General features: G+C 69.8%; 12 protein-coding genes and 1 pseudogene. 7 read left to right on the forward strand and 6 right to left on the reverse strand.

All coding sequences use genetic code 11. The features are described from left to right. Window positions 1-166 precede the first annotated feature (166 nt). The 4 genes from ABZS69_RS63685 to ABZS69_RS63700 are packed head-to-tail and all read left to right on the forward strand — an operon-like array spanning window position 167 to window position 6,132. A complete protein-coding gene (locus ABZS69_RS63685; protein WP_355393758.1) occupies window positions 167-2,278 on the forward strand; it encodes a hydantoinase/oxoprolinase family protein in 2,112 nt (703 codons plus the stop codon). Between the two features lie 14 nt (window positions 2,279-2,292). After that, window positions 2,293-3,942, forward strand: a complete 1,650-nt coding sequence (locus ABZS69_RS63690) for a hydantoinase B/oxoprolinase family protein (RefSeq protein WP_355393761.1) — start codon at window positions 2,293-2,295, stop codon at window positions 3,940-3,942. A gap of 7 nt (window positions 3,943-3,949) precedes the next feature. After that, window positions 3,950-4,996 (forward strand): Gfo/Idh/MocA family oxidoreductase, encoded by a 1,047-nt coding sequence (locus ABZS69_RS63695; RefSeq protein ID WP_355393764.1) that lies wholly within the window; start codon window positions 3,950-3,952, stop codon window positions 4,994-4,996. Between the two features lie 8 nt (window positions 4,997-5,004). Beyond that, window positions 5,005-6,132, forward strand: a complete 1,128-nt coding sequence (locus ABZS69_RS63700; RefSeq protein WP_355393767.1) for an FAD-binding oxidoreductase — start codon at window positions 5,005-5,007, stop codon at window positions 6,130-6,132. Between the two features lie 62 nt (window positions 6,133-6,194). Here the strand turns inward: ABZS69_RS63700 and ABZS69_RS63705 are convergent, their stop codons facing one another. Both ABZS69_RS63705 and ABZS69_RS63710 read right to left on the reverse strand, forming a co-directional pair. Beyond that, entirely contained in the window at window positions 6,195-7,913 is a 1,719-nt protein-coding gene (locus ABZS69_RS63705) for a DUF1996 domain-containing protein (RefSeq protein WP_355393770.1), read from the reverse strand. Window positions 7,914-8,252: 339 nt separating this feature from the next. Then, window positions 8,253-9,284, reverse strand: a complete 1,032-nt coding sequence (locus ABZS69_RS63710; RefSeq protein WP_355393773.1) for a hypothetical protein — start codon at window positions 9,282-9,284, stop codon at window positions 8,253-8,255. 193 nt (window positions 9,285-9,477) lie between these two features. On the opposite strand from ABZS69_RS63710, the gene ABZS69_RS63715 reads away from it, so the two are divergent. Then, window positions 9,478-10,551, forward strand: a complete 1,074-nt coding sequence (locus tag ABZS69_RS63715; protein WP_355393775.1) for a Gfo/Idh/MocA family oxidoreductase — start codon at window positions 9,478-9,480, stop codon at window positions 10,549-10,551. A 43-nt stretch (window positions 10,552-10,594) separates the two neighbouring features. Here ABZS69_RS63715 and ABZS69_RS63720 read toward each other — a convergent pair whose 3' ends face one another. Genes ABZS69_RS63720 through ABZS69_RS63735 form a run of 4 tightly spaced genes read right to left on the reverse strand, consistent with a single transcriptional unit; the run spans window position 10,595 to window position 15,132 of the window. Continuing rightward, the gene (locus ABZS69_RS63720; RefSeq protein WP_355393778.1) at window positions 10,595-11,494 is read right to left on the reverse strand and encodes a carbohydrate ABC transporter permease; all 900 of its coding nucleotides are present in this window, start codon (window positions 11,492-11,494) and stop codon (window positions 10,595-10,597) included. 8 nt (window positions 11,495-11,502) lie between these two features. Further along, window positions 11,503-12,390: a sugar ABC transporter permease gene (locus tag ABZS69_RS63725; RefSeq protein WP_355393781.1), complete on the reverse strand. Its 888-nt coding sequence runs from the start codon at window positions 12,388-12,390 to the stop codon at window positions 11,503-11,505. A 2-nt stretch (window positions 12,391-12,392) separates the two neighbouring features. After that, window positions 12,393-13,859, reverse strand: a complete 1,467-nt coding sequence (locus tag ABZS69_RS63730) for a sugar ABC transporter substrate-binding protein (protein WP_355393784.1) — start codon at window positions 13,857-13,859, stop codon at window positions 12,393-12,395. Window positions 13,860-13,875: 16 nt separating this feature from the next. Next, complete coding sequence (locus ABZS69_RS63735; RefSeq protein WP_355393787.1) at window positions 13,876-15,132, reverse strand: alpha-L-fucosidase; 1,257 nt, start codon at window positions 15,130-15,132, stop codon at window positions 13,876-13,878. A 430-nt stretch (window positions 15,133-15,562) separates the two neighbouring features. On the opposite strand from ABZS69_RS63735, the gene ABZS69_RS63740 reads away from it, so the two are divergent. Both ABZS69_RS63740 and ABZS69_RS63745 read left to right on the forward strand, forming a co-directional pair. Beyond that, the gene (locus ABZS69_RS63740; protein ID WP_355393790.1) at window positions 15,563-16,603 is read left to right on the forward strand and encodes a LacI family DNA-binding transcriptional regulator; all 1,041 of its coding nucleotides are present in this window, start codon (window positions 15,563-15,565) and stop codon (window positions 16,601-16,603) included. Next, window positions 16,600-16,733 (forward strand): annotated as a pseudogene (locus tag ABZS69_RS63745) (deoxyribose-phosphate aldolase); the annotation flags it as partial. The gene ABZS69_RS63740 and the pseudogene ABZS69_RS63745, both read left to right, overlap by 4 nt.

Raw genomic sequence — 16,733 nt, forward strand, 5'->3', positions numbered from 1 at the left:
CGCCCGCGGCTGCGCTCCTGAGCGCCGCCTAGCTCCGGGCATCCGCGGCTGCGCTCCCTAGCGCAGCCGGACCCGTCCTTGACGCTGCCGCGCATCAGTGGCTACGTTCAGAGAACGTTCTCCCACGAGTATCTGCCGAACTCCGGCGCGAGAGGAAACGAAGGCGATGGCCCTTCGCATCGGTGTCGACACGGGCGGCACCTTCACCGACATCTGTCTCTACGACACCGAACGCAACGAGCTACGCGTCTTCAAGGTCTCCAGCACCCCGGAGGACCCGGGGAAGGCGATCATCGACGGAGTCGCCGAACTGCTGCGTACCGCCGGCGGCGGAGGGTTCGGCGACATCTCCTACTTCGCGCACGGGACGACCGTCGGCACCAACGCGCTCCTGACCGAGACCGGCGCTCGGACGGGTCTGCTGACCACCCGCGGCTTCCGTGACCTGCTGGAGCTGGCCCGCGGCCGCCGGCCCAGGCTGTACGACCTCCAGGCCGACAAACCCGCCCCCCTCGTGCCGCGCGATCTGCGCCTCGAGGTCACCGAACGGGTCAGGCACGACGGCACCGTACGCACGCCGCTCGACGAGGACGAGGTCCGCGAGCAGATCCGCCGGCTGCGCGAGCAGGGGGTCGAGGCCGTCGCCGTGTGCCTGCTCTACAGCTACGTCCTGCCCGACCACGAGCGGCACCTCGCGCGGTGGATCGAGGAGGAGTTCCCCGGCGCCTACGTCTCCCTGTCGTCGGAGGTGCTGCCCGAGTTCCGCGAGTACGAGCGGCTGTCGACCGTGGTCGCCAACGCCTACCTCGGCCCGAAGGTCTCCGGGTACCTGGCCCGGCTGCGGGAGGGACTGGGCCGGAAGGGGCTGGCGACGCAGCCGTACGTCACCCAGAGCAACGGCGGCGTGGTGTCCTTCGCCGAGGCCGAGAAGTACCCCGTTCGCATGGTCCTGTCCGGCCCCAGCACGGGAGTCGTCGGCGCGGCGCGCCTCGCGACCGCGGCCGGGCATCCGGACCTCATCACCTTCGACATGGGCGGCACGTCCACCGACGTCTCCCTCGTCCGGGACGGCACCCCCAGGACCAGCTCCGGGCTGGACCTGGACGGACGCGCGATCCGCACGGCCATGCTCGACATCCACACCGTCGGCGCCGGCGGCGGTTCTGTGGCGCGCCTGGACAGCGGCGGCCTGCTCAAGGTGGGCCCGAAGAGCGCCGGAGCCTTCCCCGGTCCCGCCTGCTACGGCCACGGGGACCTGCCGACGGTCACCGACGCGAACGTCGTCCTGCAGGTCCTGAACCCGGAGTATTTCCTCGGCGGGCGGATGAAGATCGACCGGGAGGCGTCGCGCCGGGCGGTGGGCACGCTGGCCGCCGAGCTCGGCCTGAGCGTCGAGGACACGGCGCAGGGCATCATCAGGGTGGTCACCGCCAACATGGCCCGGGCGATCCGCGTCATCTCGGTCCAGCGCGGGCACGATCCACGCGACTACGTCATGGTGCCCTTCGGCGGCGCCGGCCCGCTGCACGCCTCCCGGCTGGCGGCGGAGCTCGGCATGAAGACCATCCTCGTGCCCGAGTCGCCGGGGGCGCTGTCGGCGCTCGGCCTGCTGCTCACCGACGTCAGGAGCGACTTCTCACGCACTGCGGTCATGCCGCTGGCGTCCGGGATGGCGACCGCGTCAGTGGGCGACGCCGGGGCGGACTCGTCGGCGGGCGACGCCGGGGCGGACTCGTCGGTGGGTGACGTCGCGGCGGTCTTCGCCGAGCTGGACGCGCAGGCGGAGCGGTGGTTCGAGTCGAGCGACATCGACGAGCCGGCCCGCGGCACGCGCCGCCAGGTGGATCTCCGTTACGCGGGCCAGAACCACGAGCTGACCATCGACTTCCCCGCCGGGCAGGTCACCGCGGAGAGCGTGGTCACGGTGCTCGACGACTTCGCCGCGGCGCACGAGCGCGCCTACGGCTATGCCAACCCTGGCAACCCCGTCCAGGCCGTGACGTTCCGCGTACAGGCCTGGGGCGAGATCGACGCGCGGCCGTCGTCGAGCCCGGTCGTCGGCGCCCGCCCCGAGGGCGAGCAGCCCCGCAAGCGCGCCGTCTACCTCCCTGAGCTGGGCGGTTTCCACGAGTGCCTGGTCCACGACCGGGCGGCGCTCGCGCCCGGGACGGTGATCGAAGGCCCCGCGATCGTCGAGCAGATGGACACCACCACCCTCGTCCTGCCCGGCTCCACCGCGAAGGTCGACGCCCAGCGCAACCTCGTCATCCACCTGTGAGCACCCGGAGCGTCATGAACACCACCGACACGACCCCGCTGGACCCGATCTCCGTCGAGGTCATCGGAGCGGCCCTCGCCTCCATCGTGGAGGAGATGGTCGAGACCATGGTGCGGGCCGCGTACAGCACGAACATCAAGGAACGCCGCGACTGCACCGCCGGGTTCTTCGACGCTGAGGGCCGGCTGATCGCGCAGGGCGAGCACAATCCGGCCCACCTCGGCGTCCTCATGGGCGTGGTCGGGAAGATCGTGGAGCGCTACCCCGTCGGCGAGATCGCCGACGGGGACACGTTCGTCGCCAACGATCCCCACAGCGGCGGCGGAACCCACATTCCCGACATCGTGCTCGCCTGCCCGATCTTCGCCGACGGCCGGCTGGTGGCCTGGGCGGCGAACCTGGCCCACCACGCCGACTTCGGTGACCGCGGGCACGCGCACATCTTCCAGGAGGGCCTGCGCATCCCACCGGTACGCCTGGTGCGCGCGGGAGAACTGCAGACGGACCTGTTCGACCTGATCCTGCTGAACTGCCAGGTGCCCGACGAGCGCCGGTCCGACTTCCAGGCCCAGCTGGCGGCCAACCGGGCGGCGGTCATCCGCTACCGGGAGCTGTGCGCGCGGCACTCGATCCCGACGATGGCCGCCGCCGCGCAGGCGCTGCTCGACCACGCCGACCGCCAGACCAGGGCCGCCATCCGCGAGGTCCCGGACGGCTTCTATACGTTCGAGGACCGGTTCGACTGCCCCGAACTCGACGAGGAGCTCACCCTCCGCGTGGCGATCAAGGTGCGCGGCGACGAGCTCTTCTTCGACTTCTCCGGCAACCCGCCGCAGGTTCGGGCGAGCGTCAACATGGTGTACGGCGCGCTCGAAAGCACGGTGTACTACGCCGTGAAAACGCTCATCGACCCCGACATCACGCCCAACGCGGGCGTCATCCGGGCGATCCACATCGACGCGCCCCGCGGCAGCATCCTGAACGCCGTCGCCCCCGCCGCGGTCAACGCCCGTACCGAGACCTGCCAGCGGGTCGTGGACCTCATTCACGGCGCCCTCGCCCCCGCGCTGCCCGACCGGGTCACGGCCGCGCACAACGGCTCGAACACCGGCTTCCACTTCGACGGGCTCGACCCGCGGACCGGCAGATACTTCGTCTACCTGGAGACCGTCGGCGGCGGATCCGGCGCCCGCGCCACCAAGGACGGCCTCGACGGCGTGCAGGTCCACGTCACCAACACCAGCAACCTGCCGGTCGAGAGCCTCGAACAGGAGTACCCGCTGACGGTGGAGGCCTACGAGCTGATCGACGGATCCGGCGGCGTCGGCGAGTTCCGGGGCGGCATGGCCATCAGGCGCGTGGTACGGGCCGAGGCCGACGGCATCGGGTTCTGGCTGGACGGCACCCGGTACCGGTCCCGGCCCTGGGGGCTGTTCGGCGGCGGGCCCGGCGCCAGCGGCGGCTGGGCGGTCAGCGAGGGCGCCCGGCCCATCGACCACGGGCACACGGTGCTCAAAACTGGCGACGTCGTCACGATCACCACCCCGGGTGCCGGCGGGTACGGGCCGCCGTCGCGCCGGGCGCCCGGACTGGTCGAGAAGGACCTGCGCGAGGGCGTCATCTCCGCTGAGACCGCCCGCGACGCCTACGGACTGAAGGACTGAGGACGACATGCGGAACGACTCCCCGATTCGCGTCGCCGTCCTCGGCTTCGGCACGGCCGGACGCTTCTTCCACGCGCCCTTCCTCGCCGCCGACCCGGCGTACGACCTGCGTCTCATCGTCACGGGCCATCCGGAGCGCCAGGCGGCGGCGTGCGCCGCCCACCCGGCCGCCACGGTCGCGGCGACCGCCGACGCCGTCGCCGCCCACGCCTCCGACCTGGACCTCGTCGTCGTGGGCACGCCGCCGCCGACGCACGCCGAGCTGGCCGCGAACGCCCTGCGGGCGGGGCTGGACGTCGTGGTCGACAAGCCCTTCACGCCGACCGCCGCCGAAGGGCGGGAGCTGATCGCGCTGGCGGCCGAGCTGGGCCGCCGCGTCACGGTGTTCCAGAACCGCCGCTGGGACGCCGACTTCCGCACCCTGCGGCGCCTGATAGCGGACGGGCGGCTGGGCACGGTCCACGCCTTCGAGTCCCGCTTCGAATGGTGGCGCCCGGACGGGCTCGACGGCTGGAAGGGCGACACCGGCATCGCCGACGGCGGCGGCATCCTCTTCGACCTGGGCACCCACCTGATCGACCAGGCCCTGCACCTGTTCGGCCCCGTGACGGAGGTCCTGGCCGAGGTCAACCGCCGCGACCCGCGCGGCGGCTGCGACGCCGACGACGACACGGTCGTGCTCCTCCGGCACGAAGGCGGCACGAGCTCGCGGCTGACGATGAGCAGCGTCGCGGCCCTGCCCGGCGCTCGGTTCCGGGTTCTGGGCTCGCGCGACGGCTACGTCAAACACGGGCTGGACGGTCAGGAGGCCGCGCTGAAAGCCGGGATGAGCCCCGCCGACCCGGATTTCGGACGTGAGCCCGAGGAATGCTGGGGCCGGTTGGGCCACGGCGGAGCGACGACCCCCGTCGAGCCCGAGCGCGGGGCCTACGCCGAGTTCTACCGCCTGCTCGCCCTCGCCCTGCGCGACGGCGCGGACCTGCCCGTCGATCCCCGCGACGCCGTCGACGTCCTGGACGTCATCGAGCGCGCTCATGCCTACGCCAAGAAGTGAGGAGTCACGTGACAGATCACACCGCGTCCCGGCGCGTCGTCGTCCTCGGGGGCGGCATCCTCGGCGTGTCCACCGCCGTGCACCTCGCACGCGGTGGCGCCGAGGTCGTCCTGGTCACCGAGGCGGAGCTGGCCAGCGGGGCGTCGGGACGCTCGCTGTCCTGGCTCAACTCGGCGGGCGTGCGGTCCGGCCCGTACCATTTCCTGCGCCTGCTCGGCATCGACCGCTACCGCACCCTGTTCGCCGCCGACCCGGCCCTGGAGTGGCTGCGATTCGACGGCGGCCTGTGGTGGACGACACCCGACGGCGCCGAGACGACCCGCGCCCGGCACGAGCACGAGCTCGCCCGTGGCTACGACTCCCACCTCCTCGACCGAGCGGACGTCGGCGGCCGGGTGGACGGCGTCCGGGCGGGCGCGCCCGGCCGGCTCGCGATCCACAACCCCGGTGAGGGCTGGGTCTCCCTGCCGCACCTGATCCAGGAGCTCGCGGACGAGCTGATCCGCCGCGGGGGACGCCTCGTGACCGGCGCCGGCCGCTGCTCGGTGACCGTGGAGGAGGGCCGGGCCCGCGGCGTCCGCACCGCCGACGGCACGTCCTGGCGCGGCGACGCGGTCGTGGTCGCCTGCGGCGCGCAGACCCCTTCCGTCGTCGCGGAGCTCGGCGTGGACCTGCCGGACGCGTCCCCGCTGTCCATGCTCGTCGTCACGGAGCCGGTCGAGACAGCGGCCGTCACGGTGCTGAACACCCCGCGCGCCGCGATGCGCCCCAACCCCGGCTCGACGTTCGCGATCGACCACTCCTGGTACGAGGAGCACATCGTCGAGCACGAGGACGGCTCCTGCTCGATCGACGAGAGGTACGTCAAGGAGCTCGTCGCCGAGGCCGCAGCCCTGCTCCAGGGGGAGGTCCCCCTCCAGGCGGCGTCGTGGCGGCTCGGGCGCAAGCCCGTTCCGGGGGACGGCGAGCCGGTGTTCGGCGAGCTGGAGGCGGTGCCCGGCTGCCACGTGGCCTTCACCCACTCGGGTGCGACGCTGGGGCTCATCGCGGGCGAGCTGACCGCCCACGAAGTGCTCACCGGCGCCAGGCATCCCCTCCTGGAGGAGTTCCGCCCCGAGCGCTTCGCCACCGGCTGACAGCCGGACGGCCGGACCACCCCGCGAAGAGTGGTCCGGCCGGTGATACGGCGTGGTTCAGATCAGCAGCGGCGGCCCCGGTTGATGCAGTCGACGACGGTGCGCATCAGGTTGTCGGGCATGACGTTCGCGAAGTCGGCGTGGTCGGTGATCGGGTTGTGCTTCTGCTCAGGGAAGGCGTCCACGGCGAACGACTGACCCTGCGGCACCGAGTAGGCGAGGGTCATGCGCAGCTGGGGAACCGCCTGGGTGCCCTGGGCGCAGGCGCCGTTCTGGCCGGGGAAGACCACGTGCGTGCGGTGGTTGGCGCTGTCGATGTTCTGCCCGTCCCAGCAGCTGGGGAAGTCCAGGATCCGGACGACCTGGCTGCCGCGCGGGCACAGCGGGTACTTGTCGGTGACGCGGTTCTGGAATCCCGTGCAGGTCCACGCGGCACGCGCGTTGGCCCCGCCGTTCGTCGCGGCCTTGGCGTCACCGGTGATCAGCCTGAGGAACCTCGGCATGGCCACGACCTGGGAGGACGAGTTGCCGCGGAACTGGAGCTGCACGGAGCGGGCCGTCAGCACCCGGCCGATGTTGCCGTGCTCGTCGTCGGCGTTCTCGTTCGACGTGCGGTCTCTGAGCACGGGCCAGAAGTACGCGGACAGGTCGCCCCGCTGGCAGGTCGTGCCCGCCGCGCTGAGGCTCTCGTCGGTGGAGAATCCGTCCGTCGACAGGTTGCCCACGTAGTCGTGGAGGTGGTGCGCCCCGTCGCTCACACCGGGGGTGACGATGAAGTTGTCAGAGTTGTTGTGGCGGTTCTCGTTCCTTCCGCACTGGGAGACGAAGGTGCCGCGGGAGCCGTTCCGGCCGGCCTGCCCGAAGTTGTTGAGGTTGGACTGGCCAGGCTGGACCTGCCGGATGTCGACGAAGTCCTGGGGGAAGGGCCCGATGTCATTGTTGCCCTGGCCGCCGTCGCCCTGACCGTCGCTCGGCTGGGGGCTGGGCGAGGCGTTGCCGCCATTCCCGCCGTTGCCTCCATTTCCGCCGTTCCCGCCGTTGCCCCCGTTACCGCCATTTCCGCCGTTGCCCCCATTGCCGCCGTTGCCGAGGCTGCAGGTGGCCAGGGCGTTGAGGCCGTTGGGGCGCTGGCCGACGCGGCCGATCGCGATGGCGATGCGGTCGAGGGTGGCGGCGCGCTTGTCGGCCAGCGGGCCGAGGATGGCGTTCTGGACGAAGTTGGGGCCTCCTTCTCCCGCTGAGCGGGCGAGTCGGTTGTTGGCCTCCTGGATCTGGGTTTCCAGGAGTGCGAGGTTTCGATCGACCTCAGCCTTGGCGGCCGCGGGTACTTCGGGGAGTTTGTCCGCGACGCTGGGACAGACGATGGTCTGCCCGGACCCCGACCCCGTTCCCTGGGTCGGCTTCGCCGTGTTCCCCGGATTCGGCGCTTGGGTGGGCGAGCCGTTGCCGCCGTTGCCATTGCCCCCGTTCCCGCCATTGCCGCCGTTCCCGCCATTGCCGCCGTTCCCGGCGGTGCCGTTGAGCCTGCAGGTGGACAGGGCGTTGAGGCCGTTGGGGCGCTGGCCGACGCGGCCGATCGCGATGGCGATGCGGTCGAGGGTGGCGGCGCGCTTGTCGGCCAGCGGGCCGAGGATGGCGTTCTGGACGAAGTTGGGGCCTCCTTCTCCCGCTGAGCGGGCGAGTCGCTTGTTGGCCTCCTGGATCTGGGTTTCCAGGAGCGCGAGGTTTCGATCGACCTCAGCCCTGGCCGCAGCCGGTACTTCGGGGAGCTTGTCCGCCACGCTCGGGCAGACGATGGTCTGCGCCGCCGCTGCCGTGCCCGCGTGCGCGGGCAACGAGGAGCCGGCCAGAACAAGTGCGATGCTTCCCCCTAAGGAAACGGCCGCTCGCCACGAACTGAGTCGTCTTCCCCCGAGCGGATTCCGCATCTGTTGCTCCTTCAAGTCTCATGACCCGGGTGGAAGTCCGGTCTCCGGGAGATACGGGAGACCATGAGGAGCAGTTCGATCGGTTGCCGCGAATTATGCTTTACAACTCCGTGACACACGGTTGTCAGGAGCGATGGCCTGCCGGATCCGGCGCCGACGCGACCGCCGGGCGGCCGCGTCGGCGCGCCCGCGTCAGCGGAAGTCGGAGATGCGGAAGACGGCCATCATGTCCTTGCTCCTGGACCCGTTGTAGAAGGAGGCCTCGGCGCCGACCCAGCCGCGGAAGGCCCCGCTGTCATCGATGATCTGCATCATCGGTTTGATGTGCGAGTTGCCCGAGTAGCAGAACGTCTTGCTCTCCATCGCCAGGCAGGTGCACCAGTGCCACATGGTGTCGCGGCGGTCCTGGTTGGAGATCTTGGTGAGGTAGTACTGGATGGAGCTGACGTTCGCGCGGGTGCCGCCGCCGAAGTTGGGGCAGCCGCCGGCCTTCTGGCAGGCGCCCGGGGAGGACGGCTGCAGGTAGGTCAGGCACCAGGTCGTGGTGGCGCAGCTGCGGAAGGAGGACTGCTTGAAGGTCTGGCCGTCGGACCTCACGATGGTGTTGCGCGACCAGGAGATCAGGTCCTGCTTGAGCGTGCCGCCGAAGGCGCGCACGGAGCTCATCGCGCGGCGGGTGCCGAACGAGGCGTTGCTCCCGTAGCCGTAGCCGTTGGTGGCCAGGTCGCTGGCCGCGAACTTCAGCTGGGCGAGCTTGCCGTCAGGCGACGCCTGCACCTGCCACTTCTCGGTCCACTTCTGGGCGATCTTCCATCTGATGCTCACCACGTTGCCGGCCACGGTGTACGTGCCGGTGCGGGATTCGTCCGGGCCGCCGGTGAAGCCGGGGGCGGTCAGCACGTCGCAGGCGCGTACCCGGGTGCTGGAGCCGCCCGCCTTGGTCGCGCAGCTCGAGTCCGGGACGACCCCGGTGGCCTGCCTGCCCTCGGGGTTGCGCTGCCACCAGAGGTAGCCGCTGGCGCTGACCGTGCCGTTGGCCTTGAACTGGTACGTGGCCAGACGCACCCAGTTCTGCGTGGACGCGGCCCGCAGGAAGCCCTGCGTGACCACGAAGTTGGCCTTTCCGCCGGGCAAGGACGATCGGGACGATGCGGCGCCGGCCGGACTGACCCCGGTGGCCAACAGGATGAGCGTCGCGAGCACGGCGGTGAAAACGGCGCGCACAGGGAACCTCCTAGATTACGGTCTCCGCCGATTCTTGCGGGTGAGGCCATCCGATGCCTGCTCGTTTGGATTGTGTTCACAGTCGTTATCCACCCTGAGTCAGGCCCGCCGAGGGACGGGGAGGCGGCGGGGCTCCCCGGGTACGCTGGTCGGGCACGAGATCGCTTCCCGCCCCCGAGGAGGTCCGGCTTCCATGACCACGACGTTCGGCGCGATCGGCAGCGGACGGCGGACCAGGTTCTTCCTGCGGCTGGCCGCCGCGATGCCGGACCGGCTGCGGGTCGGCGGTGTCGTGACCCGCAGCGCGGATCGGGGGAGCGAGCTGACCGCCGAGTGGGGCGTGCCTACCTTCCGCACGATCGACGAGCTGCTCCGGCACGAGCGGCCCGACTACCTCGCCGCGGCGGTGCCGTGGGCCGCGATGCCGGACGCGATCCGCGAGGTGGCCGGGCACGGGATGCCGGTCCTCGCGGAGACGCCGCCCGCGCCCGACCTGGCCGGGCTGCGGTCGTTGTGGCGGGACGTCGGCGGCACCGGCCTGGTCCAGGTGGCCGAGCAGTACCTGCTGATGCCCGGGCACGCGGCCCGGCTGGCGCTCGTCAGGGAAGGCGTGATCGGCGAGCCGACCTCGGTGCAGATCTCCTCGACCCACCTCTACCACGCGGTGTCGCTGATCCGCGGCCTGCTGGGCATCGGGTTCGACGCCGCCGAGGTGCGCGCGGGCGCGTTCGAGGCGCCGCTCGCCGACCCGCTGGGGTTCGGCGGGTGGAGCGGTGACGACACGCCCCGGCGGGCCACCACGACCATCGCCACCCTCGACTTCGGCGGCAGGATGGGCCTGTACGACTTCACCGACAACCAGTGGTGGAATCCGCTGCGGATGCGGCGCATCGTGGTGCGCGGCTCGATGGGTGAGCTGGTCGACGACCGGGTGGTCCGGCTGGTCGACCCCACGACGCCGGTGGAGTCCGCGCTGGTCCGGCGAGACACCGGCGTCGACCTCAACCTGGAGCTGCGCGACCTCAAGCACATCAGCTTCGACGGGCGGGTGGTCTACCGCAATCCGTTCGAGGGCACCTCCCGGTCCGACGACGACATCGCGGTCGCGGACCTCCTCGAGCGCACGGGCGCCTGGGCCCGCCAGGAGGGCCCGCCGCCGTACCCGCTCGCCGAGGCCTGCCAGGACCACCTGATCAGCCTCGCCATCGGGGAATCAGTGCGGACCGGCGGGCCGGTCACCACCGGCAAGGAGGCCTGGGCGGGGTGAAGGAGCGCCGGTCCGTTTCGCAACGTTTCGAAAACGGCCGGGCCTACCTCCCCGCCATGCCGGTGAGCATGATGCCCCTGATGAAATACTTCTGCGCCGCCAGGAACACCACGATGACCGGCACCAGCGCGAGGATGGACACCGACATCATGAGGTTGTAGTCGTCGGAGTACTGGCCGCGGAACAACGAGATGCCGAGCGGGATCGTGTAGTTCTCCGTCGAGCGCAGATAGATCAGCGGATCGATGTACTCGCCCCAGGTCCCGACGAACGACAGCAGCGTCACGGTCGCGATCGCCGGTTTGGACAGCGGGATCATGATCCGCCAGAGGATCCGCAGTTCGCCCGCGCCGTCGATGCGCGCCGCCTCCACCAGCTCCTGCGGGATCGTGGTGAAGAACTGCCTGAGCAGGAAGATGTACAGCGCGGTGCCGAAGAAGTTGGGCAGGAACAGCGGCCAGAAGGTGTCGACCAGGTCCAGCTTGGAGAACAGGAGGAACCTCGGCACGATGACCACCTGCCCGGGGATCATCATCGTGCCCAGCATCAGCGCGAAGGCCATGCCGCGCATTCGCGAGCGCAGCCGCGCGAAGGCGTAGGCGGGCAGGATGCAGGAGACGAGATTGCCCACGATCGACAGCGTGGTCACCACGATGCTGTTGACCAGGAAGGTGCTGAAGGGCAGGCTCGTCCACGCGTCGGGGAAGTTGGACCAGGTGAAGACGTCGGGCAGGAACCTCGGCGGAAACTCCAGCACGGCTCCGGCCGGTTTGAGCGCGGTGGTGAGCATCCACAGCAGCGGAAGCAGGCTCGCCGCCGAGGCCAGGACGAGGAGCGCATAGGCCGTCAGGCGCTGGATCCGGCGGATCCGCTCGGCCTGGGCGGGGGCCGCAGGTCGTTTCTCCACCGGGCGGGCCTGTGCGGGCAGGACCTTGATTGCCATCTGGTGACCTACTTGACCTCGTAGTGGACCCAGCGGCGCGCGAGCCCGAACTGGATCAGGGTGAACACGATGACGAGGAAGAACAGCGCCCAGGCGATCGTCGAGGCGTAGCCCATCTCGAAGTACTTGAAGGCGTAGCGGTAGACGTACAGGCCCAGGACCAGGGTGGAGTTGGCCGGCCCGCCGTCGGTCATGAACAGGATGAGCTGGTAGGCCTGCAGGCTGCCGATGAACCCCACGACCAGGTTGAAGAAGATGACCGGGGACATCATCGGGATCGTCACGTGCCTGAACCTGCTCCACCAGCCGGCGCCGTCGATGTGCGCGGCCTCGTACAGCGAGGCGGGCACGCCCTGCAGCCCGGCCAGGAAGATGATCATCGCGTTCCCGGTGGTCCAGGTCGTCATGATGACCAGGCCGGGAATCGCCCAGGTCGCGTCGGTCAACCACCCGGGCCCCTGCACGCCCAGGAAGCCGATGAGGTAGTTGATCAGGCCGTAGTCGGGATGCAGCACGTGGATCCAGAGCAGGGCGGTGGCGATACCGGAGATCACCGACGGCATGTAGATGATCGTGCGGAAGACCGCCTGCCCGCGCAGTTTGACGTTGAGCAGCAGCGCCGCGGCGAGGCTGTAGACGACCCCGGCCGCGGCGGAGGCGGCGCCGAAGTACACGGTGTTCCGGGTCGCCACCCAGAAGTCGGGGTCGCGGAGCAGCTGGACGTAGTTGTCCAGGCCCACCCACTGCGGCGCCGACAGCAGCTCGTAGCGGGTGAAGCTGAGCACCAGCGACACGATGATGGGCCCGCCGGTGAAGAAGACGAAGCCGATGCTCCACGGCAGGGCGAACAGGTGGAACCGGCGGGCCTCGCGCCGGACGAGCGGGGAGGCGGACATGGTCAGGCGTTCTCCGCCAGCATCGGGGTGACGCGCTCGGTGACCTGCTTGAGCCCCTCGTCCACCGACAGCGACCCCGACATGACCCGTTCCCAGATCGGTTTGGTCAGGTCCTCGAGCTTGGGTGTCGCGGGCAGCCTCAGCACGCCGTCGCTGGTGCCGTACTTGTGCAGCGACTCCTTGGTGGTGTCGATCACCTGCTTGTCGAGCTTGAGGTCCTGGAGGTTCTCCTCGAACGCCGACAGCCGCGACGGCGGGGTGTCGAGGAAGAACCGGTGACCGGCGTAGGAGCGCAGGGAGTTGAGCACGATCCACGCGGCCTCGGGGTTGCGCGACGTGCCGGTGATGCCGAAGGCGCTGCCCAGGACCGGGGTGAACCGGCCCTCGGGACCGCTGGGCACGTGCGTCAGGCTCCACTCGAACTGCTGCTCGGCGGGCAGGGTGAGCAGGGTGACGATGTTCCACGCGCCGCCGACGTACAGGGCGCTCCTGCCCAGCGTGAACGGCTCGACCTTCGCCGTGGCCTGGAGCTCGGCCAGGTCGGGCATCGCCTTGTCCTTGATCAGCAGGTCGATCCAGCGCTTGAGCACGTCGCGGCTGGCCGGCTCCTGGATCACGCACTTGCTCTCGTCGGCCGTCAGGTAGCGGCCGCCGTGGGCGAGCAGGAACGTCGCGGTGAGGTCGCTGGTGGGTTTGGGCACCGGCGTGAACCCGAAGACCTTCTGCGCACCCGTGCCCGAGACCAGCCCGCGCGCGGCCTCCATGAGCTTGTCCCAGGTCCAGGAGGCGTCGGGAGCCTTGGCGCCGGCCTTCTCGAAGATCTTCTTGTTGTAGAAGAGCAGCTTGGGCGCCGAATCGGTGCCCAGCGCGTAGAGCTTGCCGTCACGCTCCCAGTAGCTGAGCGCCGCCTGGGAGAAGTCGGCGCGGTTGAAGTCGGGCGTGGCCGCGATGTAGTCGTCCAGCGGGAGGTACAGGTTGTTCTTGATGAAGCTCTGCCCCCACTGGAACTGCGAGTACATGATGTCGGGCAGCACGCCGCTGGCGGCGCCGGTCAGGTACTTGGTGCGGAAGTCGTCGAACGGCGTGACCTCCACCTTGATCTCGATGTTCGGATGCCGCTTCTTGAAGAACTTGGCGAACTGGGCGTGCCGCACCTCGTGCCGCTGACCCGGGATGATCGCGACGGTGACGGTGACCTTGGACGTGGGCTCGGGCACCTTGGTCGTGGGCCACGGCAGCGACTCGAAGAGCTTCTCCGCCTCGGCGTAGGGGAACAGCGGGCTCTCCGGATGGTCCGGGTTGATCACCGCGGAGTTGCCCGACGCCGAGGTGGTCGGGCCGGCCTGGCGGGAGCGCGTGCCGCTCCCGCAGGCGGTGAGGGGTACGGCGGCCGCCGTCATGGCGGCGAGGCTGAGAATCTGGCGCCGGGTCAGGCCCGCGGTGTTCAGGCCGCGCAGGGGGTTGTCCATTGGGGGGTGTCGCCTTTCAGAGGAACAGCTCGATCACCGGGACGGCAACGTCCGGCGGCTCCACGGGAAGCTCGAGGGTGAGCGTGCCTTCGGGGATGGTGAAGAAGTTCACGTTCCCGTTGTCGACCTTCGGGTCGGGCGCCCACGTGTGGATCTCCGACCTGTCGTTGAGCAACTGCGCGTAGCGGACCTTGCCCGCCAGCCCCGGCAGGTGCAGGTGCCGGTACGGCCAGGCGAACACGTGCACGTAGAGCCGGTCGCCGCGCTGGGTGTAGCGGCAGTGCTCGGGAGCCTGGAACCGGCTGGCCCCCGCGCCGTGGATCGACTGGCTGTGCAGCCGCATCCAGTCGCCGATCTCCCGCAGCGTGTCGAGTGCCCGGGGCTCGAACTCGCCCCGGCCGTTGGGCCCCACGTTGAGCAGGAGGTTGCCGTCCTTGGAGACCGAGTCGATCAGCATGCGGATGAGCAGGGCGGGCGACTTCCACGCGTGGTTGTCCCGGTGGTAGCCCCAGCTTCCGTTCAGCGTCTGGCAGGCTTCCCAGACCGTCGACAGCGGGGCGGGGGGCTGGAACTGCTCCGGCGTGGTGAAGTCGCCCGGCAGCTCCAGCCGGTTGTTGATGAGGATGTCCGGCTGGATGCGGCGGATCTTGTCCACCAGCTCCTCCGAACGCCACTCGGCCTTGCCCTTGCCGCCGTGGACCGGCTTGCCCTGCTTGACCCGGCCGGCGTAGGAGAAGTCGAACCACAGCGTGTCGAGGGGGCCGTAGCGGGTGAGCAGCTCCTCGACCTGCCCGTGCAGGTAATCCGCATATTTCGTGACATCGCGGTCGGGGAACGTGCCGCCCTCGACGTACGCCGGATGCAGCCCGTCGATCGGGAAGTCCGGGTGATGCCAGTCCAGCAGCGAGTAGTAGAACCCGACCCCGAGGCCCCTGCTCCTGAACGCCTCGACGAACGGACCGAGCAGGTCCTTGCCGTACGGCGTGCCGCTCACGCAGTAGTCGGTCAGAGCCGAGTCCCACAGGCAGAAGCCGTCATGGTGCTTGGAGGTCAGCACGGTGTAGCGCATCCCCGCCCGGTGGGCGGCCTCCGCCCATGCGTCGGGGTCGAACAGATCGGGGTCGAAGCGCTCGAAGTATCGCTGGTACTGCTCATCGGACATGTGCTCACGCTGCTTGACCCACTCGTGGCGGGCCGCCAGCGCATATAGGCCCCAGTGAACGAACAGGCCGAACCTGCGCTCCTGGAATTCGTCGAGGCGGGAATCGGACATACGTGACACCCTCTGTCGTGTTAGTGCCGTGCGAAATTTTTCGCAACTATCGACTTGCGGGTAACGTAGGCGAAACATCGGATGTCGTCAAGGGTTGACTGAGTCGCGACTCAGCCGGGCGCTCCGGCTTTCAAATGCGACTTCGGCTGCTGGTGGCCTATGGAATAGGAATCGCCTGCCGGAGCTCCAGCTGTCCTGCCCTGTATCTATGGGTGTTACGACAAGGCGACCACATCCGATGTTTCCTGTATCGACACTCCGCCGCGATCATTACTGACAACGGTTTCAGTCAGCTCTCAACAGGAAGGGGGTGAGCAGGCCGTTGAGTTGGAGAAATGCCCGCTGAGGTAACGAGTTGGAAACGTGACGTTGACACTCCGTGGCCACGTACTGCCATCATCACTGACATCGATTTCAGTTTGGAGCTCACGTGGTCACCATCCATGACGTGGCGGCTCGCGCCGGAGTCTCTCCCGCCACGGTCTCGCGTTTCCTGCGGGGCCAGCGGGTGCGCTCGTACGAGGCGGTGCAGGCCGCCGTCGACGAGCTGGGCTACTGGCCGAGTGCCGCGGCGCAGTCGCTGAAGTCCGGGCGCACCAACACGATCGGCGTCGTCGTCCCGGACATCACGAACCCGTACTTCGCCGCGGTGGTCAAGGGCATGGAGTCCGTCACGCGAACGGAGCCGTACCGGATCCTGCTCGCCAACAGCGACGAGAGCGGCGAGCAGGAGGACGACCTGCTGGCGGACCTGGTGCGCCGGGTCGACGGCATCATCCTCGCCCCCGCCACCGAGCAGGACCAGACGCCGCTGCACGTCCGCGACGCCGACGTGCCCCTGGTGTTCGTGGACCGTGACCTGGCGGGCGGCGAACGGTTCGACGCCGTGCTGGTCGACAACGTGGGCGGCGGCAAGCAGGCGGCCGAGCACCTGCTGGCCCTCGGGCACACCCGGGTGGCCGCGATCAGCGGCACCCTGGACACCACTCCCGGGCGGCTGCGGCGCGAGGGGTTCGTCGGGACGCTCGCCGCGGCGGGCATCGAGGTGCCGCCCGAGTACGACCTGGTCGGCGACTTCAAGGAGCACAGCGGCTACCAGCTCACGCTGTCCCTGCTGTCGCTTCCTGAGCCGCCCACCGCCATCTTCACCGCCAACAACCTCATGACCGTGGGCGCGCTCAAGGCGCTGCACGACATGCGGGTCGACATCCCCGGCCGGATCAGCCTGATCGGCTTCGACGATCTGGACACCGGTCCGCTGCTCAGGCCGCCCCTGACCGTCATCGACCGGCCGATGTTCGAGCAGGGCGTGCTCGCCATGCGCCTGCTGCTGCGCCGGCTCGACCCCGATGAGACCGGTGGCAGCGCCAGCCGCATCGTCCTGGACACCAAGCTGATCGAACGCGCCTCCACCGCCCCGCCGGGCGGGCGGCCGGCTCCGTCACGTACGAGAAAGACCCGATCGCGATGAGCGTTGCGACCACCTCGCTCGCGGATGTGGCCTCTTCCGACGCCGCGTTGCGAGCTTTCCTGCACGGCCTGCCCGGGGTTGACCGGGTCGGCGCGGACCAGCGGGCGGCGATGCTGGGCACCCGTTCGAT

It is taken from the genome of Nonomuraea sp. NPDC005650, from assembly GCF_040605375.1.
Classification (GTDB): domain Bacteria; phylum Actinomycetota; class Actinomycetes; order Streptosporangiales; family Streptosporangiaceae; genus Nonomuraea.